This is a genomic window from Pantoea sp. X-Soil-YNGN-775, assembly GCF_059730575.1.
The window spans coordinates 3,332,341-3,352,345 of the sequence record NZ_AP035945.1 but is presented as its reverse complement, the minus strand read 5'-3'; the positions used below and the strand labels follow the sequence as shown (position 1 = coordinate 3,352,345).

At 57.3% G+C, this 20,005-nt stretch carries 17 protein-coding genes and 1 other RNA gene; 11 read left to right on the top strand and 7 right to left on the bottom strand.

Going from position 1 to position 20,005, the window contains the following annotated elements; all coding sequences use genetic code 11:
- Window positions 1-232 precede the first annotated feature (232 nt).
- The 3 genes from AC6I8I_RS15580 to zapA form a co-directional block, all read right to left on the bottom strand.
- Window positions 233-838 (bottom strand): 5-formyltetrahydrofolate cyclo-ligase, encoded by a 606-nt coding sequence (locus AC6I8I_RS15580; RefSeq protein WP_497828048.1) that lies wholly within the window; start codon window positions 836-838, stop codon window positions 233-235.
- Window positions 839-960: 122 nt separating this feature from the next.
- Window positions 961-1,144: non-coding RNA, 6S RNA (ssrS, locus tag AC6I8I_RS15575), on the bottom strand.
- 39 nt (window positions 1,145-1,183) lie between these two features.
- A complete protein-coding gene (gene zapA / locus AC6I8I_RS15570) occupies window positions 1,184-1,513 on the bottom strand; it encodes a cell division protein ZapA (RefSeq protein ID WP_031375758.1) in 330 nt (109 codons plus the stop codon).
- A 170-nt stretch (window positions 1,514-1,683) separates the two neighbouring features.
- Between zapA and AC6I8I_RS15565 the strand changes: the two genes are divergently transcribed.
- The 8 genes from AC6I8I_RS15565 (at window position 1,684) to AC6I8I_RS15530 (ending at window position 11,754) form a co-directional block, all read left to right on the top strand.
- On the top strand, window positions 1,684-2,262 hold the full coding sequence (locus AC6I8I_RS15565) for a YecA/YgfB family protein (protein WP_031375757.1): 579 nt from the start codon (window positions 1,684-1,686) through the stop codon (window positions 2,260-2,262).
- A gap of 59 nt (window positions 2,263-2,321) precedes the next feature.
- Window positions 2,322-3,644 (top strand): Xaa-Pro aminopeptidase, encoded by a 1,323-nt coding sequence (pepP, locus tag AC6I8I_RS15560; RefSeq protein WP_312056000.1) that lies wholly within the window; start codon window positions 2,322-2,324, stop codon window positions 3,642-3,644.
- Complete coding sequence (gene ubiH / locus AC6I8I_RS15555; protein ID WP_497828047.1) at window positions 3,641-4,819, top strand: 2-octaprenyl-6-methoxyphenyl hydroxylase; 1,179 nt, start codon at window positions 3,641-3,643, stop codon at window positions 4,817-4,819. The genes pepP and ubiH overlap by 4 nt, the downstream gene beginning before the upstream one ends.
- A gap of 13 nt (window positions 4,820-4,832) precedes the next feature.
- Window positions 4,833-6,035 (top strand): FAD-dependent 2-octaprenylphenol hydroxylase, encoded by a 1,203-nt coding sequence (gene ubiI, locus AC6I8I_RS15550; RefSeq protein WP_497828046.1) that lies wholly within the window; start codon window positions 4,833-4,835, stop codon window positions 6,033-6,035.
- Between the two features lie 437 nt (window positions 6,036-6,472).
- Complete coding sequence (gene gcvT / locus AC6I8I_RS15545) at window positions 6,473-7,570, top strand: glycine cleavage system aminomethyltransferase GcvT (RefSeq protein WP_497828045.1); 1,098 nt, start codon at window positions 6,473-6,475, stop codon at window positions 7,568-7,570.
- A 23-nt stretch (window positions 7,571-7,593) separates the two neighbouring features.
- Entirely contained in the window at window positions 7,594-7,980 is a 387-nt protein-coding gene (gcvH, locus tag AC6I8I_RS15540; RefSeq protein WP_312056004.1) for a glycine cleavage system protein GcvH, read from the top strand.
- 80 nt (window positions 7,981-8,060) lie between these two features.
- Window positions 8,061-10,934 carry an aminomethyl-transferring glycine dehydrogenase gene (gene gcvP, locus AC6I8I_RS15535; RefSeq protein WP_497820464.1) on the top strand — a complete coding sequence of 958 codons (2,874 nt, stop codon included), beginning with the start codon at window positions 8,061-8,063 and terminating at the stop codon, window positions 10,932-10,934.
- 76 nt (window positions 10,935-11,010) lie between these two features.
- On the top strand, window positions 11,011-11,754 hold the full coding sequence (locus tag AC6I8I_RS15530) for an SDR family oxidoreductase (RefSeq protein WP_312056006.1): 744 nt from the start codon (window positions 11,011-11,013) through the stop codon (window positions 11,752-11,754).
- A 38-nt stretch (window positions 11,755-11,792) separates the two neighbouring features.
- On the opposite strand, the gene AC6I8I_RS15525 is transcribed toward AC6I8I_RS15530, so the two are convergent.
- Both AC6I8I_RS15525 and AC6I8I_RS15520 read right to left on the bottom strand, forming a co-directional pair.
- Window positions 11,793-13,232 (bottom strand): 6-phospho-beta-glucosidase, encoded by a 1,440-nt coding sequence (locus tag AC6I8I_RS15525; protein ID WP_312056007.1) that lies wholly within the window; start codon window positions 13,230-13,232, stop codon window positions 11,793-11,795.
- 115 nt (window positions 13,233-13,347) lie between these two features.
- Window positions 13,348-14,067, bottom strand: coding sequence for a MurR/RpiR family transcriptional regulator (locus AC6I8I_RS15520; protein ID WP_312758460.1), 720 nt, complete (start codon window positions 14,065-14,067; stop codon window positions 13,348-13,350).
- Between the two features lie 167 nt (window positions 14,068-14,234).
- Between AC6I8I_RS15520 and trhA the strand changes: the two genes are divergently transcribed.
- Entirely contained in the window at window positions 14,235-14,888 is a 654-nt protein-coding gene (gene trhA, locus AC6I8I_RS15515; protein WP_312758458.1) for a PAQR family membrane homeostasis protein TrhA, read from the top strand.
- Between the two features lie 49 nt (window positions 14,889-14,937).
- Here the strand turns inward: trhA and tal are convergent, their stop codons facing one another.
- Together tal and rpiB are read right to left on the bottom strand one after the other, a co-directional pair.
- Window positions 14,938-15,888, bottom strand: coding sequence for a transaldolase (tal, locus tag AC6I8I_RS15510; RefSeq protein ID WP_497828044.1), 951 nt, complete (start codon window positions 15,886-15,888; stop codon window positions 14,938-14,940).
- A 142-nt stretch (window positions 15,889-16,030) separates the two neighbouring features.
- On the bottom strand, window positions 16,031-16,489 hold the full coding sequence (gene rpiB, locus AC6I8I_RS15505; RefSeq protein ID WP_312758454.1) for a ribose 5-phosphate isomerase B: 459 nt from the start codon (window positions 16,487-16,489) through the stop codon (window positions 16,031-16,033).
- Window positions 16,490-16,940: 451 nt separating this feature from the next.
- Between rpiB and AC6I8I_RS15500 the strand changes: the two genes are divergently transcribed.
- Both AC6I8I_RS15500 and AC6I8I_RS15495 read left to right on the top strand, forming a co-directional pair.
- Window positions 16,941-18,263, top strand: coding sequence for an MFS transporter (locus AC6I8I_RS15500; protein WP_312056042.1), 1,323 nt, complete (start codon window positions 16,941-16,943; stop codon window positions 18,261-18,263).
- Window positions 18,260-20,005: a dihydroxyacetone kinase family protein gene (locus AC6I8I_RS15495; protein WP_497828043.1), complete on the top strand. Its 1,746-nt coding sequence runs from the start codon at window positions 18,260-18,262 to the stop codon at window positions 20,003-20,005. The genes AC6I8I_RS15500 and AC6I8I_RS15495 overlap by 4 nt, the downstream gene beginning before the upstream one ends.

The following is a 20,005-nucleotide window of genomic DNA, read 5'->3' as shown; positions in this document are numbered from 1 at the left end:
AGATGATTGATAACGTCTGGCCCGATCTGCTGTGAAACCGTGCATGCACAGGAAACACGGTCAGATCGGAAAGTCGCAAAGACGTTATCCCTGCTGCCCGGCCCGCGCAGTCCCTTGCGCGGGACGCTTTCCCCTTCTGACCGTGCCTGCACGTTGAGCTGATTCGTGGCTGCCAGATTCATTCTGATTCGGGGTGTCTGGCCGGCTGAAACTGCGCGTGACTGCGATTCGTCTACTCCCACTGCCAGAGTTTTGACGGCGTCATTATCGCTGGCAAAGGCACATCCCAGTCGGCCACCGGCAGGCTATCGACGCGCTGGCAGTCATGCGCCAGACCCACCGGCAGGAAACCGTGCTGCCGCCAGTTTTGCAGGGTGCGATCGTAAAAACCGCCGCCCATCCCCAGACGCTGTCCAGAGTGATCAAAGGCCACCAGCGGCACCATCATCACATCAAGCTGATCCAGAGTAATCAACTGCCGGATATCCAGCGGCGGCTCGGGAATGCGCAGCTTATTGCGCATCAACTGGGTTTCGGTGGAATAATGCAGAAACAGCAGGTTGCCGGGCGAGAAGGGATGTAACACCGGCAGGAACACCTGCTTTTTCTGCTGCCATAGTCGGGCAATCAGCGGTCGGGTGTTGAGTTCGCCATCGACCGACAGAAACAGCGCCACGTTTTGTGCGGCGGTGATCGGGGCGTAATTGAGGGCATGTTCAGCGAGTTGCTCTGCCGCCTGTTCCTGCTGCTCATCGGTCAGGGCGCGTCGCAAATGGCGAACGTGCTGGCGAATCGCCTGACGCTGGCTTTGAAGCTGGAGCTGAGAAGAATCAGACATGGTTTCCCCGCCGGGTAAGTCGCAGTTGAAGCAACTATAACATGACAGTCGGGGAAAATACCGGTACCGCAAGGGGACGCGCAGGGAACTACTCTGGGAACTTTAGCTGGAACTACAGAAGAGAGATCTCCGAGATGCCGCCGTAGGCTGTAACCCTTGAACCCTTGGTTCAAGGTGAACATGCCGTCGTAACCATCAGGCTTCTCGGACGAACCGAGCATGCACACAGGTTACAGAGCGTCACATTCTGTTTTTTCGAAATATCGGCTCAGGGGACTGGCCCACATGCAAACATCTCAGAGAAAATTTACCTCACCGTTGCCTGAGTATAGCAACCATGAAGTTTTATTCGAACTTCGCACCCTCACGCTCAGAGATGCGACCTTGCTCAACCAGTGCCTGTTCAATCGTCTGCTGCAACATACGGATACGCTGTTCCATATTAGCAGCATAATCGCGCGTTTTCACTTTCTCTTGCGCCAGCTCGTGGCAGACGTTTAACGCGGCGATGAACACCAGTTGTTCTGTATTGGTGACTCTAGTGCGAACTTTTAGATCTTGCAACCGTTGATTGAGATCTTCAGCCGCTGCATTCAGCGCATCTTGCTGTTCAGGCGGACAATTCACTCTCAACGAACGACCAAAAATTTGTAAATCTACCGGTTGTGCAGACATGCCACCTTCCTGACTGATTACTTCGCCCGCAACTCCCTTAGCAGTCAATGGCTTGGGAGGCGGGCAACTATATAGACCCGCGAAATAAGTTACAACCCCTTTTCTGGAAACCTTGAGGCAGCTAGTGGTAGCATAACACGAACTTATTCTGCCAACGACGATGAAAACTTATGTCCTTACAGAACGCAACCCCCGATTACAACGCGCTGGCGGCGGCGCTCTCACAGCAGGGCGTAGGAATGACCCCCGCAGAAATGCACGGCTTGCTGAGCGGCATCCTGTGCGGCGGCAATCAGGACCCCAGCTGGAAGACTCTGGTGCACGATCTGGCCAATGAAGGCATGGCGTTTTCACAAAGCCTGTCGATGCCGTTACAGGCACTGCATGAAAATATCGCCACCACCCTGGAAGATGAGGGATTCCTGTTTCAGCTGCTGTTACCCAGCGATGATGACATCACGGTATTCGATCGCGCCGACGCGCTGGCCGGCTGGGTGAATCATTTTCTGCTCGGCCTTGGCGTGACACAGCCTAAACTGGATAAAGTCACTGGCGAAACCGGTGAGGCGATTGATGATTTACGCACCATCGCCCAGTTGGGTTACGAAGAAGATGAAGATCAGGAAGAGCTGGAGCAGTCGCTGGAAGAGGTGATTGAGTATGTCCGTGTTGCAGCGCTGCTGTGCCACGATACCTTTACCCGTCCACAGCCGACCGCGCCAGAAGTCCAGAAACCGACACTACACTAAGCTTACGATAACGGGTCACCCGGTCAGTTTAAACAGGTCAGATTACAGGGAGTGCAGAGATGATTTCACTGGACAGATTCCAGCAGCGTCGACAGGCGCTGTTAGCGAAAATGGTTCCTGGCAGCGCCGCGTTGCTGTTTGCCGCGCCTGAAGTGACGCGCAGCAACGACACTGAATACTCATTCCGTCAAAACAGCGACTTCTGGTATTTCACCGGCTTCAACGAGCCGCAGGCGCTGCTGGTGCTGATTAAAAGTGATGAAACGCACAACCATAGCGTCCTGTTTAACCGGGTGCGCGATCTGACAGCAGAAGTCTGGTTCGGGCGTCGTCTGGGTCAGGATGCGGCACCGGCAACGTTGGGTGTCGATCGCGCCCTGCCGTGGAACGATATTGGCGAGCAACTGCACCTGCTGCTCAACGGTCTGGATGTGGTTTACCACGCGCAGGGTGAATATGCGCAAGCTGACACGCTGGTGTTTAACGCGCTGGATAAACTGCGCCGCGGTTTCCGCCAGAATCTTAGCGCACCGGCGACGGTGACCGACTGGCGTCCATGGGTGCATGAGATGCGCCTGTTCAAAGATGCGGATGAGATTGCGCTGTTACGCCGTGCTGGCGAAATCAGCGCGCTGGCCCATACCCGCGCGATGCAGGCCTGCCGCCCAGGGATGTTTGAATATCAGCTCGAAGGCGAAATCCATCACGAATTTAATCGCCACGGGGCGCGCTTTCCCGCCTACAACACCATCGTTGGCGCCGGTGAAAACGGCTGCATCCTGCACTACACCGAGAATGAAAGCGAACTGCGTGATGGCGATTTGGTGCTGATCGACGCTGGCTGTGAGTTCCACGGCTATGCCGGTGATATTACCCGTACTTTCCCGGTTAACGGCAAGTTCAGTGCCCCGCAGCGCGCACTGTATGACATCGTATTGACCTCGTTGTATACCGCGCTCAGCCTGTTCCGTCCGGGGATCAGCATCCGCGAAGTGAATGATGAAGTGGTGCAGATTATGGTCAGCGGACTGGTTGAACTGGGGGTGCTGCAGGGTGAGGTCGACACACTGATTGCCGAAGAGGCGCATCGCCAGTTTTATATGCATGGCCTCAGCCACTGGCTGGGGTTAGATGTGCATGATGTCGGTCATTATGGCACGCCCAGCCGCGATCGCGTGCTAGAGCCGGGCATGGTGCTGACCATTGAGCCAGGTCTCTACATCGCGCCGGATGCCGATGTACCGGCAGAATATCGCGGCATTGGTATTCGTATCGAAGATGACATTCTGATCACCGAAACCGGCAATGAAAATCTGACCGACAGCGTGGTGAAGGACGCTGCGGCGATCGAAGCATTAATGGCGGCGGCAAAAACAGCATGAGTATTCTGATTGCCGGTGGCGGCATGACCGGCGCAACGCTGGCGCTGGCGCTATCCCATCTGACCCAGGGCCGGTTGCCGGTGACGCTGATTGAAAGCAGCGAGCCCGCCAGCCGGGCGCATCCCGGCTATGACGGTCGCGCCATTGCGCTGGCGGCGGGCACCTGCCAGCAGCTGGCCGATATCAACCTGTGGCAGCGCATTGCCGGTTGCGCCACGCCGATTACCCGGATTCACGTCTCCGATCGCGGTCATGCAGGATTTGTCTCGCTGGCGGCGGCTGACTATGACATTCCGGCACTGGGGCAGGTGGTCGAACTGTTCGATGTCGGACAACGTCTGTTTGCCGAGCTGAAAAAAGCGCCGGGCGTCACCCTGCGCTGTCCGGCTCGCGTTACGCAGGCCAGCCGCAGCGAGCAGCAGGTCAGGGTAACGCTTGATAATGGCGAGCAGCTTAACGGCGATCTGCTGGTGGCGGCAGACGGCTCACGTTCCGCGCTGGCCGCCTCCTGCGGCATTCAGTGGCAAACCGATGACTATCAGCAGCTGGCGTTGATTGCCAACGTCACTACGGCGTTGCCACATCAGGGGCAGGCGTTTGAACGCTTCACCGAGCACGGTCCGCTGGCCCTGTTGCCGATGTCAGGGAATCGCCTGTCGCTGGTGTGGTGCCATCCGCTGTCACAGCGTGACGCGCTCACGCGCTGGAGCGAAGCCGAATTCCTCAGTGAACTGCAGCGGGCGTTTGGCTGGCGGCTGGGCAAATTTACCCATGCCGGTCAGCGGGAATACTACCCGCTGGCGCTGCAACGGGCGGTGCAGCCGGTCACACATCGTGTGGCGGTGGTCGGCAATGCGGCGCAGACGCTGCACCCGATTGCCGGACAGGGCTTTAACCTTGGCCTGCGTGACGTAATGTCGCTGGCCGAGACGCTGGCGTCAGCCCATCAACAGCAACAGGATCCCGGCAGCTATGCGGTACTGCAACATTATCAGCAGCGCCGTGAGCAGGATCGCGCCGCGACCATCGGTATTACCGACGGCTTAGTGCGTATCTTTGCCAACCGTCATACGCCGTTGGTCATCGGGCGTAATCTGGGTCTGCTGGCGATGGATCATCTGCCGTGGCTACGAAATCAACTGGCTGAGCGCACGCTTGGCTGGGTTAAGCGTTAATAAAGAGGCTTTGATGCAAACTTTTGATGTGGTGATTGCCGGTGGCGGTATGGTCGGACTGGCAGTGGCTTGTGGCCTGCAGGGCAGCGGACTGCGCATCGCGGTACTGGAAAAATCTCCCGAGCCGCCAGTCAGCCTGAGTGAGACACCCTCGATTCGCGTCTCGGCCATCAATGCGGCCAGTGAGCGTCTGCTACAGAAGCTGGATGTCTGGTCGACCATTCTCTCGCTGCGTGCCAGTGCGTATCACGGTATGGAAGTGTGGGATAAGGACAGTTTCGGTACCATCGCCTTTGACGATCGACAGCAGGGGCTGTCTCACCTGGGCCATATTATCGAAAATCCGGTGATTCATCGCGCCCTGTGGCAACGCGCCAGCGCCTGCAGCGACGTAACGCTGATGGCATCTGCCGAGCTGCAGCAGGTGGCGTTTGGCGATAACGAAGCCTTTATTACCCTGCAGGATGGCAGCATGTTAACCGCGCGCCTGATGATTGCGGCTGACGGAGCTAACTCCTGGCTGCGTAACAAAGCCGATATCCCGCTGACCTTCTGGGATTACGATCATCACGCGCTGGTCGCTAACGTCCGCACCGGGATGCCGCACGATGCGGTTGCGCGTCAGGTGTTCCATGGCGACGGTATTCTGGCTTTCCTGCCGATGCAGGACCCGCATCTGAGCTCAATTGTCTGGTCGCTGTCACCGCAGGAGGCGAGCCGGCTGGAGAGCATGCCGGAAGCGTTATTCAATCAGCAGCTGTCGGTGGCGTTTGATATGCGGCTCGGCCTGTGCCAGCTGGAAAGCGAGCGTAAATCGTTTCCTCTGACGGCGCGCTATGCGCGTAATTTTGCCGCACATCGTCTGGCGCTGGTCGGGGATGCGGCCCACACCATTCATCCACTGGCAGGGCAGGGCGTAAACCTGGGCTTTATGGACGCGGCGGAACTGATCGGTGAGATTCGCCGACTGCATCAGCAGGGTAAAGATATCGGACAGCACCTCTATCTGCGCCGCTACGAACGCAGCCGCAAGCACAGCGCCGCGCTGATGCTGGCTGGCATGCAGGGCTTCCGCGAGATGTTTGCCGGTAACAACCCGGCCAAAAAACTGCTGCGCGATGTCGGCCTGAAGCTGGCAGACAGCCTGCCGGGCGTTAAACCGCGGATGCTGAAGCAGGCGATGGGCCTGAATGACCTGCCGGCGTGGCTACGCTGAACCCCGATCTGACCCGCTTCTGAGCCAGCATTTGCTGGCTTTTTTTCTGTCTGAAACCCCTCTGCACCATCACAAGGCAGTGCCGCACCACTATCGCCCCTCGTTTGATTTATTCTAATTTTGCCGCTCAATTCGCATTACTTTTTCTTATTTGGTGACTTGTCGGCGACGGCATTTTTTTAACATCCTGAACGGCTTCTCGCATAAATTTGCTGCGTATATTTAACCTCCCTACATTTATTGCGCGATTAATCACAAAATCGCAGTTTTTTATCCTGCCGGTGATTATTCCTGGTTAGGCTGTGCATCAGCTTTCGACCCCGGTTTGCTTATGGTGAATCGCCAGGTTCGGTGGTAACGTCAGCTTAAAGAGAACGTTTGCGTCGGCACGGTTTGCGGCGCGGTTTGGTACTCACTCGCTTCTGCACAGGATGGTTATGACTCAGCAAACACCTCTGTTTGAACAGCATCAGGCCTGCGGCGCTCGCATGGTGGATTTTCATGGCTGGATGATGCCGCTGCACTATGGCTCCCAGATGGATGAGCATCATGCGGTGCGCAATGACGCCGGCATGTTTGATGTCTCCCACATGACCATTGTTGACCTGAAAGGCCCGCGTACCCGCGAATTCCTGCGCTACCTGCTGGCAAATGACGTGGCAAAACTGACTCAGCCCGGCAAGGCGCTCTATACCGGCATGCTGAATGCATCGGGTGGCGTCATTGATGATTTGATTGTTTACTTTATGAGCGAAGACTTTTTCCGGCTGGTGGTGAACTCCGCGACGCGGGAGAAAGACCTCGGCTGGATCGCTGAACATGCGCAGGGCTACGGCATTACGCTGACCGAACGTGACGATCTGGCGCTGATTGCCGTGCAGGGGCCGCAGGCCCAGCAAAAAGCGCAGACGCTGTTCAGCGAGGCACAACGGCAGGCGGTCTCCGGCATGAAGCCGTTCTTCGGCGTGCAGGCGGAGGCGCTGTTTATTGCCACCACTGGCTACACCGGCGAAGCGGGATATGAGATTGCGTTACCGGCAGAAGAGGCGGCCGATTTCTGGCAACGGCTGCTGGCCGCCGGGGTTAAACCTGCCGGTCTCGGTGCACGTGACACGCTGCGGCTGGAAGCCGGCATGAACCTGTACGGTCAGGAGATGGACGAAGGCGTTTCACCGCTGGCTGCCAACATGGGCTGGACGGTGAGCTGGGAACCGGCCGACCGTGACTTTATCGGGCGTGAAGCGCTGACGTTACAGCGCGAACGCGGCACTGAAAAACTGGTCGGGCTGATCCTGACCGAAAAAGGCGTGCTGCGTAACGGCCTGCCCGTGCGCTTTACCGACGATCAGGGCCAGCCACAGGAAGGAATCATCACCAGCGGTTCGTTTTCGCCCACTCTGGGTTACAGCATTGCCCTGGCGCGCGTCCCAGCCAGTATCGGTGACACCGCCATCGTTGAGATCCGTAACCGCCAGATGCCGGTAAAGGTTACCCGACCGATTTTTGTCCGCGCCGGTAAACCGGTCGCCCAGTAAATTTTATTCAGGAGAAATGGCCAATGAGCAATGTGCCGAATACGTTGAAGTACCGCGACAGCCACGAGTGGGTGCGCAAAGAAGAAGATGGTTCTTACACCGTAGGCATCACTGAACACGCGCAGGAATTGCTGGGTGACATGGTATTTGTCGATCTGCCTGAAGTCGGCGCAACCTTTGCTGCCGGTGAAGAGTGTGCGGTCGCCGAATCCGTCAAAGCAGCCTCCGACATCTATGCACCGATCAGCGGTGAGATTGTTGCGGTCAACGAGCTTCTGTCCGATTCGCCAGAGCAGGTCAACAGCGAACCTTATGGCGGCGGCTGGTTATTCAAAATCAAAGCCAGCGACGAGTCTGAAATTGACACGCTGCTGGATGCGGACGCTTACAAAGCCTCTATCGACGAGTAATCGTCAGGCGGCCTCGCGCAGAGGCCGCAGATTTCTGTTTGCACTTTCTGTTCCCCAGCCCGATTCAGGATTTACTGCTAATGACCCAGACTCTCAGCCAGCTTGAACACAACGGTGCATTCATTGAGCGCCATATCGGTCCTTCACCCGAGCAGCAAGCGATGATGCTTGAGGCGATTGGTGCCCCCTCGCTGGAGGCGTTAATCGGCACCATTGTCCCGGCCGACATTCAGTTGCCCGGCCCGCCAGCGGTAGGTGAAGCGGCGACGGAACAACAGGCGCTGGCTGAACTGAAAGCGATTGCCAGCCAGAATCTGCGTTATAAATCCTGGATCGGGATGGGATATAGTGCGGTGATCACCCCTCCGGTTATCCTGCGCAATATGCTGGAAAATCCAGGCTGGTACACCGCGTATACTCCCTATCAGCCGGAAGTCTCGCAGGGACGGCTGGAGGCGTTATTAAACTTCCAGCAGGTGACCCTCGATCTGACCGGTATGGATATCGCCTCGGCCTCGCTGCTGGACGAAGCGACCGCTGCGGCAGAAGCGATGGCGATGGCCAGACGCGTCAGCAAGCTGAAAAGCGCCAACAAATTCTTTATTGCCGATGATATTCATCCGCAAACGCTGGATGTGGTGCGGACCCGCGCCGAAACCTTTGGTTTTGAACTGATTATCGATCGGGCTGAAAAAGCGCAGGATCATGACGATCTGTTTGGCGTGCTGCTGCAACAGGTTGGCACCACCGGTGAAGCGCACGATTACAGCGCGCTGATTGCCACGCTGAAAGCCCGCAAAGTGGTGGTCAGCGTCGCAGCAGATTTCATGTCGCTGGTTCTGCTGGAAGCGCCAGGCAAACAGGGTGCCGACATTGTCTTTGGCTCCGCGCAACGCTTTGGCGTGCCGATGGGGTACGGCGGTCCTCACGCCGCCTTCTTCGCCAGCCGCGATGAGCATAAGCGCTCAATGCCGGGCCGCATCATCGGCGTCTCGCGCGATGCCGCCGGTAATAGCGCGCTGCGCATGGCGATGCAGACCCGTGAACAGCATATTCGCCGTGAAAAGGCCAACTCTAACATCTGCACCTCACAGGTGCTGCTGGCGAATATCGCCGGCCTGTATGCGGTATTCCACGGTCCGGCCGGACTGAAACGCATTGCCTCACGTATTCATCGTTTTACCAACATTCTGGCGGCGGGCCTGAAACAGGGTGGCCTGACGCTGCGTCATCAGCACTGGTTCGATACGCTGACGGTTGAGGTAACAGACAAAGCGGCGGTGCTGAACCGCGCCCAGAGCTTTGGCGTCAACCTGCGAAGCGATATTCACCATGCTGTTGGCATCACGCTGGATGAAACCACTCGCCGTGAAGATATTCTGGCGCTGTTCGCCATTCTGCTGGGCGATGCGCACGGCCTGGATCTGGATAAGCTCGACAGCGAAGTCGCGCTGGAGAGCCAGTCGATTCCCGCCGGTTTGCAGCGCCACAGCGATATTCTGACCCATCCGGTGTTCAACCGTCATCACAGTGAAACAGAGATGATGCGCTACATGCACAGCCTGGAGAAAAAGGATCTGGCGCTGAATCAGGCGATGATCCCTCTGGGCTCCTGCACCATGAAGCTCAACGCTGCGGCAGAAATGATCCCGATTACCTGGCCGGAATTTGCCGAACTGCACCCGTTCTGCCCGGCAGAACAGGCCAGCGGTTATCTGCAGATGATCGGTCAGCTGTCACAGTGGCTGGTGCAGCTCACCGGTTACGATGCGCTTTGCATGCAGCCGAACTCCGGCGCACAGGGCGAATATGCCGGTCTGCTGGCAATTCGTCGTTATCATGAAAGCCGCAATCAGGGCGACCGTCACCTCTGCCTGATCCCCAGCTCGGCGCACGGCACCAATCCGGCGTCGGCCCAGATGGCCGGCATGGATGTGGTGGTGGTGGCCTGTGACAAGCAGGGCAACATCGACCTCGGCGATCTGCGTGAGAAAGCGGCACAGGCGGGCGACAAACTCTCCTGCATCATGGTGACCTATCCGTCAACGCACGGCGTTTATGAAGAGACTATCCGCGAAGTCTGCCAGATTGTGCATCAGTACGGCGGTCAGGTTTACCTCGACGGCGCAAACATGAATGCCCAGGTCGGTATCACCACGCCGGGCTACATTGGCGCGGATGTCTCGCACCTTAACCTGCATAAAACCTTCTGTATCCCGCACGGCGGCGGCGGACCGGGAATGGGGCCGATTGGCGTAAAAGCGCATCTGGCACCGTTTGTTCCGGGCCATAGCGTGGTGCAGATCGATGGCGTATTAACCCAGCAGGGTGCGGTGTCCGCGGCCCCGTTTGGCAGCGCCTCTATTCTGCCGATCAGCTGGATGTATATTCGCATGATGGGAGCAGAAGGGCTGAAGCAGGCCAGCTCAGTGGCGATCCTGAACGCCAACTATATTGCCAGCCGTTTACAGTCGGCCTATCCGGTGCTCTACACCGGCCGTGATGGTCGGGTGGCGCACGAATGTATTCTCGATATCCGGCCACTGAAAGAGCAGACCGGCATCAGCGAACTGGATATTGCCAAACGCCTGATCGACTACGGTTTCCATGCGCCAACCATGTCGTTCCCGGTGGCGGGCACGCTGATGGTGGAGCCGACCGAATCGGAAAGCAAAATCGAGCTGGACCGCTTTATTGATGCGATGCTCTCTATTCGTATGGAGATCGACCGGGTCGCGGCGGGCGAATGGCCACTGGAAGATAACCCGCTGGTGAATGCGCCGCATACCCAGCTGGAAATCGTCAGCGAGTGGACGCATCCTTACAGCCGTGAACTGGCGGTATTCCCGGCGGGCAGTCACAACAAATACTGGCCGACGGTAAAACGTCTGGATGATGTGTTTGGCGATCGCAATCTGTTCTGCTCCTGTGTACCGATGAGCGACTATCAGTAACGCACGCCAACCGTATAGCAGCTAAACAAACCTGAGCAGGGCCGATTCGTCGGCCCTTTTTTTATCTGGAGGCAAAATGAAATTAGCACTGGTTACCGGCGGCAGCCGCGGTATCGGACGCGCCACGGCGTTATTACTGGCCGCCAGAGGGTATCGGGTGGCGGTCAATTATCGCCAGCGCGAGGCTGAAGCACAGCAGGTGGTGAGAGAGATTCAGCAGCAGGGCGGCGAGGCCTTTGCGCTGCAGGCAGATATTGCCGATGAAGCCCAGGTGATGGCGATGTTTGCGCAGCTCGATCAACAGTCAGCGCCGCTGACGCTGCTGGTCAATAACGCCGGAATTCTGTTCCAGCAGTGCCGGGTTGAGCAGCTGGATGCGGCACGCCTGCATAAGGTATTTGCCACCAACGTCATCGGCACCTTTCTCTGCAGCCGCGAAGCAGTAAAACGCATGGGGACCCATCACGGCGGTCAGGGCGGCGCGATTGTTAACGTCTCGTCAGCCGCCGCACGGCTTGGCGCACCGGGCGAGTACGTCGATTACGCCGCCTCTAAAGGGGCGATGGATACGCTGACCAAAGGGTTATCGCTGGAGGTCGCGCAGCAGGGGATTCGGGTAAACGGAGTTCGTCCGGGATTCATTTATACCGAGATGCATGCCGACGGGGGTGAAGCAGACCGGGTTGATCGCCTTGCCGGTGTGATCCCGATGGGCCGCGGCGGGCAGGCAGAGGAGGTGGCGGAAGCGATCGTCTGGCTGGCCAGTGAGGCGGCCTCTTACGTTACCGGCAGCATCATTGATGCCGCCGGCGGACGCTAACCGACAGCGCCGCCGCTTTTCAGCCGCGGCGTCATCCGTTACAGGTTTTCGCCGTTGCTGGCGATGACCTGCTGATACCAGTTAAAGCTTTTCTTCTTCGAACGGGAGAAATCGCCGCTGCCGTCGTCGTTTTTATTGACGTGAATAAAGCCGTAACGTTTATCGTACTGGCCGGTGGTAAAGGAGACGCAATCCAGGCAGCCCCATGGCGTGTAGCCCATTAATTCCACGCCGTCGTGCGTTACCGCCTTTTTCATCTCTTCGATGTGGGCGCGCAGATAATCGATACGGTAATCATCTTCAATCACCCCGTCGTCGTTTGGCTTGTCGATTGCGCCAAAGCCGTTTTCTACGATAAACAGCGGCTTCTGATAACGCTCATACAGCTCGTTAAGCGCGTAACGCAGGCCGACCGGGTCAATCTGCCAGCCCCAGTCCGATGCTTTAACGTGTGGATTTTTTACCACCCCTTCGAAACCGGTGATCGGATCGTCCACGCCGCTGGCATCGGTCTTCACCGCGTTACTCATGTAGTAGCTGAAACCGACGTAGTCCGCACAGCCTTCACGCAGGGTGACGGCGTCCTCCGCTTCCATCTCGATCTGATAGCCTTTACGCGCCCACTCTTTCAGCGTGTAGGCCGGATAGTAACCGCGCATCTGCACATCACTGAACACGTAACGCTGATGCATCGCTTCCTGCGCCAGCACCACATCATCAGGATGACAGGAGAATGGGTAGACCGGCACCATGGCGATCATACAGCCGATCCGGAAGTCTGGATTAATGGCATGACCGAGTTTGACCACCTTAGCGCTGGCGACAAACTGGTGGTGCATCACCTGATACATTGCCTGTTCAGGTTTGTCATGCTCGGTAAAGATCACCCCAGAGCAGCAGTAACCAAACAGCGGATATTGCCAGTTACGCTGGTTATTGATCTCATTAAAGGTCATCCAGTATTTCACTTTGTTCTTATAGCGATTCAGCACCACTTCGCTGAAGCGCACAAAGAAATCGACCACTTTGCGGTTGTGCCAGCCGCCGTACTGTTTCACCAGGTGATAGGGCATTTCGAAGTGGGAGAGGGTGATGACCGGTTCAATACCGTACTTCAGCAGTTCATCAAACAGATCGTCGTAGAATTGCAGGCCAGCTTCGTTTGGCTGCTGCTCGTCGCCATTCGGGAAGATGCGGGTCCAGGCAATTGAGGTGCGGAAGCATTTGAAGCCCATTTCGGCAAACAGCGCGACATCCTGTTTATAGTGTGAGTAGAACTCAACGGCCTGATGGTTAGGATAGAAATTGCCGGGCTGGACACCGTCGGTAATCACCCGATCGACGCCGTGTGAACCGCCGGTCAGCACATCAGCGATGCTGACGCCTTTGCCGCCCTGATCCCAGCCGCCTTCAACCTGATGCGCTGCCACCGCTCCGCCCCAAAGAAACCCTTTTGGTAACTGCAATTCTGCACTCATGCTTCACCCCATTACGGATATTGAAATTGGAATGAGTTTAGCAAGGCAATAATGAAAGTCACGATATAACAGCGCGCCAGTAATGTGATCTGTTACAGCAAAAAAACAGGCTGTTTTATTTACCCAGCTGGCGGCCAATCGCTTCAATAATATAGGTGACCGGCACCTGCGTCGTAATATCTGAATTATCAGCCATCCGAATGATCGGGACGTGATAGCAGAGGCTGAAATCACTCATTTTCGCCAGCGAGCAGCTCTCGGTGTTGGTTATGGCAATGATTTTGCACTTGTTGAGGCTGAACTGGCTGGCAATGCGCAGGATCTCTTCGGTCTCGCCGGAGACGGATAAAATAATCGCAATCGCATTTTCATACAGGTCAGGGCTGACCGGATAATAGGGATCGTCAATCGCATGGCTGAATTTCCCCAGGTTAGAGAAAAAACGGGCGCCATATTTTGCCAGACTGCCTGAGGTGCCGACGCCAATAAAAAACACCCGCTCCGCCCGGTTAATCTTTTGCGCCGCCTGGGCAACGATCTGCTCGAACTCCGCATTATTAATACTTTTAAAAAAGCTCAGCATCTCATTGACGCTGGCGGTATTAACCTGTGGCACAGCCTGCTGCTCGGTTAAGCGCAGCCGGATACGGAATTCCGACCAGCCTTCACAGTGCATCTTGCGACAAAAGCGCAGCACGGTAGTAGTGGAGACCGCAGCCTGCTCGGCCAGCTCGCGAATGGTCATATAGCCGACACTTTCACGATGTTTGATGATGAACTGATAAACCTGCATTTCCAGGTCGTTAAGGCGGGCGAGATCGCGATGCGAAAACATGAGTGACTCATTGTACAGTTGACCAGCCGGCAGTTTACCAGATTCATCGGCTTCTTTGCCCGTTACAAGGTCTCACAGATCAATTTCAGCGTACATCTGTACACCGAAACCGATGTTGGCTACTCTGGTTACGGTTTTTTCGTATCGCTTCACTTTCAGGACACCATATGACCACCACGCGTTTACCCACAGCAGGCTACTCACTGGCCGAGGAAATTGCTAATAGCATCAGTCATGGACTGGGCTGTCTGTTTGGCGTTGTCGCACTGGTATTAATGCTCAATCAGGCGAGAGAGACGGGCGCGGATGCCATGGCGATCACCAGCTACAGCCTGTACGGCGGCAGCATGATTTTACTGTTTCTGGCCTCGACGCTCTATCACGCCATTCCCAACGGCCCGGCCAGACCCTGGCTGAAAAAGCTGGATCACTGCGCCATCTACCTGTTGATTGCTGGCACCTATACGCCTTTCCTGCTGGTGGGCCTGAGGTCGCCGCTGGCCTACGGTCTGATGGTAGTGATCTGGAGCCTGGCGCTGGCCGGCATCATCTTTAAGCTGACCATTGCGCACCGCTTCAAAGTGCTGTCACTGGTGACCTATCTCTGCATGGGCTGGTTGTCGCTGATTGTGGTGTATCAGCTGGCGATGACGCTGGCACCCGGCGGTATCTGGCTGCTGGCAATCGGCGGCATCATCTATTCGCTCGGCGTCATTTTTTACGTCGCGCGTCGCATTCCGTTTAACCATGCGATCTGGCACGGATTTGTGCTGGGCGGCTGTGTCTGTCACTTCTGCGCGATTTATTTTTATGTCGGATAGTCGGTATGTCGGGGATAATCAGGCGGAGCGACTCTCCGCCTGACTGCGATCACAGCTGTGAGGCGAGCATATCTTCCAGCTTCTGTTGATCGAGGGCGAACTGGCGGATGCCTTCTGCCAGTTTATCGACCGCCATCGCATCCTGATTATGCAGCCAGTGAAATTGCGCTTCCGTCAGGGGCGAGGGCCGATTCGCCACCGCCGTCGAAGGCGTTAGCTGGCGCGTCACCGGCACGTTACTGTTTTCCAGGTTCTGCAGCAGCTCAGGTGAGATGGTCAGCCGATCGCAACCGGCCAGTGCCAGGATCTGTTCGGTTTTACGAAAGCTGGCTCCCATAATCACCGTCTGATAGCGGTGAGATTTGTAGTAATGGTAAATGTTGCGAACCGACACCACGCCCGGATCGTCCTGCGCTGCGTATTCCGCCTGCGGATTGCGGCTGTGATGCCAGTCAGAGATGCGTCCGACAAACGGCGAAATCAGGAACACTCCCGCTTCGGCACAGGCCTGCGCCTGAGCAAAAGAAAACAGCAGCGTCAGGTTGCACTGAATGCCGTTGCGCTCCAGTGTTTCAGCCGCACGGATCCCTTCCCAGGTTGATGCCAGCTTAATCAGAATACGTGAGCGGTCGATGCCCTGCTGTTCATACATCCGTACCAGCTTTTCAGCCCTGGTGACGCACATGCCGCGGTCAAATGAGAGCCGCGCATCAACTTCGGTCGAAACCCGGCCCGGCACGCTTTTCAGGATCTCCACGCCCAGATTGACCGCCACCCGATCGCAGGCATTGATAATCTGCGTCTGTTTACTGCCGCCCTGTGTTCTGGCGTAATTCACCGCCTCTTCAATCAGTGGCTGGTAGCGGCTCAGGGTCGCCGCTTTCAGAATCAGTGAGGGATTAGTGGTGGCATCCTGCGGATGATAGCGACGTATCGCCTCGATATCGCCGCTGTCGGCGACCACGGTGGTGTACTGTTTCAACGCCTCTAAGGGGGTCATTTTTCACTCCATATTCAGCTCTGCAGCGCCATGGCGGGCACACTTTTCCCTGCGAAAGCTGCGTCGCATTTCTGCTGGTGTCGGTACAGGGGATCAGGCGAAGCCCTGGCTTGACTGACTTCGCCCGCACAGCAAAGGCGGCTTATTTATTCAGGCTGGCCTGCTCGTAGTACTCAATTTTATCGACTTTAGCGCTTGAGCCGCCGGCTTCAAACTCTGAGGCCAGCCAGGCGTTAACGATAGTTTTCGCCAGCTCCGGACCGACCACGCGTGCGCCCATGGTCATCACCTGCGCATTGTTACTTTTACGGGCGCGCTCAGCAGAGAAGGTGTCATGACACTGGGCCGCGCGAACACCGGGAACTTTGTTGGCGACAATCGCCACCCCGATTCCGGTACCGCACAGCAGAATCCCACGCTCATATTTTCCCTGCTGGATAGCGGTCGCCAGCGCAAACGCCACATCCGGATACATCGGCCGGTCGTTACGGGCGTCATTGCTGTAATCCACCACTTCGTACTGCTTCTCTTCCAGATGACGTTTAATCAGGTTTTTTAGCTCAATCGCCGCATCATCGGCGCCAATCGCGATCGTTTTCATCGTCTTCTCCAGCAAGTTACCCGCTCAGCCCGCCATGCAACAGCAGGCGCAAAAATGTTCAGCATCAGCCTGACATACTTCTGTTCATATGTTCAAGTCTATTTCATTTGTTTGGGCGGGTGATCTGACAGTGAAAAACCGGAAAATGGGGCGCTCACGCCGCACAGCGCGGCAATTTCGGCGGTTTATCTGAAAAGTGCAGCAGATTTGATTCGTTTGAAGAGGATCACAGATCTCATTGTTGCAGTTGAGTGCTGCGCAATTATACGTGTACTGTTCATTTGTTCGAATAGTGATACCAATGTACAAGAAGACCCATTGAGGACTCGCACATGGATTACCCAGGCCCTGTTTTTTGCACCTGCTTCGACAATGCACCGCGTGCGTTGCCAACACCTGACACTCTCTTTTATCGCGCCCGGACCGGAGGTGCGTCGTGACCCAAACCACAATGACCGCAGTGGAGCAATCCGCGATTCGTAAGATCTCCTGGCGACTGGTGCCGTTCGTCGCCCTGATGTTTTTTATCAACTTTCTCGACCGTACGGCGATTTCGTTCGCCGGGCCGAATGGCATGACGCAGGACCTTGGCCTGACCGCCGTGCAGTTTGGTCTCGCCTCCGGCATCTTTTTCATCGGCTATATCCTGCTGGAAGTGCCGAGCAATCTGGCCCTGCATCGCTTTGGCGCCCGCAGATGGCTGGCGCGCATCATGATCAGCTGGGGCATTGTGTCGCTGCTGTTCACCTGGGTCAGCAGCATTAATGGGCTTTATACCCTGCGTCTGCTGCTGGGTATTGCCGAGGCGGGCTTTTTCCCGGGCGCAATCCTCTATCTCAGCATGTGGGTACCGGCGCGCCATCGCAGCAAAATCCTGTCGCTTTTTTACCTGGCTCAGCCGCTGACCGTGGTCTTTGGCGCACCGCTGGCGGCATCGTTCATTGAGCAGCATGGCCTGTTTGGCCTGGCGGGCTGGCGCGTGATGTTCCTCGGCGTCTCCATCCCGGCGATTTTGATCGGCATTGTGGCGCTGTTCTGGCTGGTGGATTCACCGCGTCAGGCGAAATGGCTGACGTCGGAGGAGAAAAACTGGCTGACCCGCGAGCTGGATGCTGAGCATCAGGCCAAGCAGCATACCGGACATCAGGGCGTCCGCAGCATTCTGGGTAATGGTCGGGTCTGGATGCTGTGTCTGATCTACTTCGGCTTTATCTATGGCCTCTACGCGCTGGCTTTCTTCCTGCCGACCATCATCGGCGGTTTCCAGCAGCAGTTCGGCACCACCTTCAATGTAATGCAGAAAGGGTTGATCACCGGCGTGCCTTATCTGATCGCGGCGGTAGTGATGTTCTTCTGGTCCCGTGACGCCTCACGGCGCGGCTGCAAAACCTGGCATATCGCTATCCCGGCGGTGACCGGTGGGATTAGCGTGCCGCTGGCGCTGTTCATGGACTCACCGTTCACCACCATCATGGTGATTGCGATTACCGCCAGCTCGATCTTTGCCGCCTTACCCAATTTCTGGACTTTACCGACTCAGTTTCTGACCGGTGCCTCTGCCGCGGCCGCTATCGCCCTGATCAATACGCTGGGTAATGTCGCGGGCTTCTCGGCGGGCTATATCACTGGCGCGCTGCACGATGCGACCAGCAGTTACACCGTACCGATGTTTGTGGTGGGCGGATTCATGTTGCTGTCAGCCGTGCTGATGCTGTTGCTGAATCGCAGTCGCCAGCAGCAACCGACCTCTCTAGCACAGGAGCAATTACCATGACTTACCTGTTTAACCAACCTTCAGCCTTCGCGGCTGAACTGATTGAAGGCTTTGTGGCCGCCAATGCCGATAAAGTGCGTCAGGTGCCCGGCGGAGTGGTACGCAACACCCGCAGCCAGCCGGGCAGCGTGGCGGTGGTGGTCGGCGGTGGCTCCGGCCACTATCCGGCGTTCGCCGGGTTGGTTGGGCAGGGGCTGGCGCACGGCGCGGCAATGGGCAACCTGTTCGCCTCGCCGTCGGCGCAGCAAATTTATAACGTGGCCCGCGCGGCAAACAATGGCGGCGGCGTATTACTGATGTTCGGCAACTATGCCGGTGATGTGCTGCATTTCGGTCAGGCCTGTGAGCGTCTGCGCGGCGAGGGTATTCCGTGCGACATTCTGGCGGTCACCGACGACATCTCCAGCGCCGGCATCGACGAGATTGAAAAGCGGCGCGGGGTGGCGGGGGATCTGACGGTATTCAAAGTCGCCTGTGCCGCCGCTGAAGCGGGCTATACGCTGGCGGAGGTGCTGCGGGTGGCGCAGCATGCCAACAACCGGACCCGTTCGTTTGGCGTGGCGTTTTCTGGCTGCACCTTACCCGGCGCGTCACACCCGCTGTTTGAAGTTGAAAAAGGGCGGATGGCGCTGGGACTGGGGATTCATGGCGAACCGGGCATTAAAGAAACGGAGGTGCCGACCGCCGATGAGATGGCCGACATTTTTGTCAGCCGGCTGCTCGGTGAGCTGCCGCCGGGCGTCAGCCAGACGGCGGGACAGCGGGTGGCGGTAATTCTTAACGGTCTCGGCACGGTGAAATATGAAGAGTTGTTTGTGGTCTACCGGCGGGTGGCGCAGCTGCTTGAAGCGGCCCGGCTGCAGATCGTCGAACCGGACGTCGGCGAATTCGTCACCAGCTTCAATATGGCCGGTGCCTCACTGACCTTAATGTGGCTGGATGATGAGCTGGAAACCTTCTGGCGCGCCCCGGCGAATGCGCCGGCCTATCGAAAAGGCAGCGTTATCGTGGCCGAACCGCTGGGTCAGGACGCCATGCAGGAACAGACAGAAGAGAGCCTGCCCGTCGCCAGCGCCGCCTCGCAGCAGAGCGCCCAACAGGTACTGCAACTGCTTGAGGCGGTGGCCGCGATGCTGCAACGCAACGCCGAAAAACTGGGTGATATTGATGCAGTCGCCGGCGATGGCGATCACGGCATTGGCATGGAACGCGGCGTGCTGGGCGCGGTGGAAAAGGCGCGTGAAGTTGCGGCCCGGGGCGCCGGTGCCGGCACGCTATTATGCCGTGCTGCTGATGCCTGGGCAGACAAAGCGGGCGGTACCTCTGGCGCACTGTGGGGCGTGGCGCTGACCGCCATCGGAACCGCCATCGGTGATAACCAGACGCCGGACGCCGTGCGAATCGCCAGTGGCGTGCGGCAGGCGCAGGAAGGAATTCAGCATTTTGGTAAAGCCCAGGTCGGTGACAAGACCATGGTTGATGTGCTGGTGCCGTTCAGCGACAGCCTGAATGCAGCCGTCGCGCGCGGTGCCTCGCTGACAGAGGCCTGGCATCAGGCCGCACGCGTGGCTGACCAGGCGGCGCAGGCCACGGCGCAACTGCTGCCCAAAATGGGCCGCGCCCGTCCGCTGGCCGAAAAAAGCCTCGGCACGCCCGATGCAGGCGCGATTTCGCTGGCAATGATTGTCAATACCGTGGCTGATTTGTTGAAAGATCACGCAACCGCTGAGCAGGGAGCCTGA

What these genes read in the sequence shown, in the direction of transcription:
- gcvH (WP_312056004.1), top strand. Translation starts at nt 7,594, where the DNA reads ATGAGCAATGTGCCGAATACGTTGAAGTACCGCGACAGCCACGAGTGG.
- AC6I8I_RS15565 (WP_031375757.1), top strand. Translation starts at nt 1,684, where the DNA reads ATGTCCTTACAGAACGCAACCCCCGATTACAACGCGCTGGCGGCGGCG.
- gcvT (WP_497828045.1), top strand. Translation starts at nt 6,473, where the DNA reads ATGACTCAGCAAACACCTCTGTTTGAACAGCATCAGGCCTGCGGCGCT.
- tal (WP_497828044.1), bottom strand. Translation starts at nt 15,888, where the DNA reads ATGACCCCCTTAGAGGCGTTGAAACAGTACACCACCGTGGTCGCCGAC.
- ubiI (WP_497828046.1), top strand. Translation starts at nt 4,833, where the DNA reads ATGCAAACTTTTGATGTGGTGATTGCCGGTGGCGGTATGGTCGGACTG.
- zapA (WP_031375758.1), bottom strand. Translation starts at nt 1,513, where the DNA reads ATGTCTGCACAACCGGTAGATTTACAAATTTTTGGTCGTTCGTTGAGA.
- gcvP (WP_497820464.1), top strand. Translation starts at nt 8,061, where the DNA reads ATGACCCAGACTCTCAGCCAGCTTGAACACAACGGTGCATTCATTGAG.
- AC6I8I_RS15500 (WP_312056042.1), top strand. Translation starts at nt 16,941, where the DNA reads ATGACCGCAGTGGAGCAATCCGCGATTCGTAAGATCTCCTGGCGACTG.
- AC6I8I_RS15495 (WP_497828043.1), top strand. Translation starts at nt 18,260, where the DNA reads ATGACTTACCTGTTTAACCAACCTTCAGCCTTCGCGGCTGAACTGATT.
- trhA (WP_312758458.1), top strand. Translation starts at nt 14,235, where the DNA reads ATGACCACCACGCGTTTACCCACAGCAGGCTACTCACTGGCCGAGGAA.
- rpiB (WP_312758454.1), bottom strand. Translation starts at nt 16,489, where the DNA reads ATGAAAACGATCGCGATTGGCGCCGATGATGCGGCGATTGAGCTAAAA.
- AC6I8I_RS15520 (WP_312758460.1), bottom strand. Translation starts at nt 14,067, where the DNA reads ATGTTTTCGCATCGCGATCTCGCCCGCCTTAACGACCTGGAAATGCAG.
- AC6I8I_RS15525 (WP_312056007.1), bottom strand. Translation starts at nt 13,232, where the DNA reads ATGAGTGCAGAATTGCAGTTACCAAAAGGGTTTCTTTGGGGCGGAGCG.
- pepP (WP_312056000.1), top strand. Translation starts at nt 2,322, where the DNA reads ATGATTTCACTGGACAGATTCCAGCAGCGTCGACAGGCGCTGTTAGCG.
- AC6I8I_RS15530 (WP_312056006.1), top strand. Translation starts at nt 11,011, where the DNA reads ATGAAATTAGCACTGGTTACCGGCGGCAGCCGCGGTATCGGACGCGCC.
- AC6I8I_RS15580 (WP_497828048.1), bottom strand. Translation starts at nt 838, where the DNA reads ATGTCTGATTCTTCTCAGCTCCAGCTTCAAAGCCAGCGTCAGGCGATT.
- ubiH (WP_497828047.1), top strand. Translation starts at nt 3,641, where the DNA reads ATGAGTATTCTGATTGCCGGTGGCGGCATGACCGGCGCAACGCTGGCG.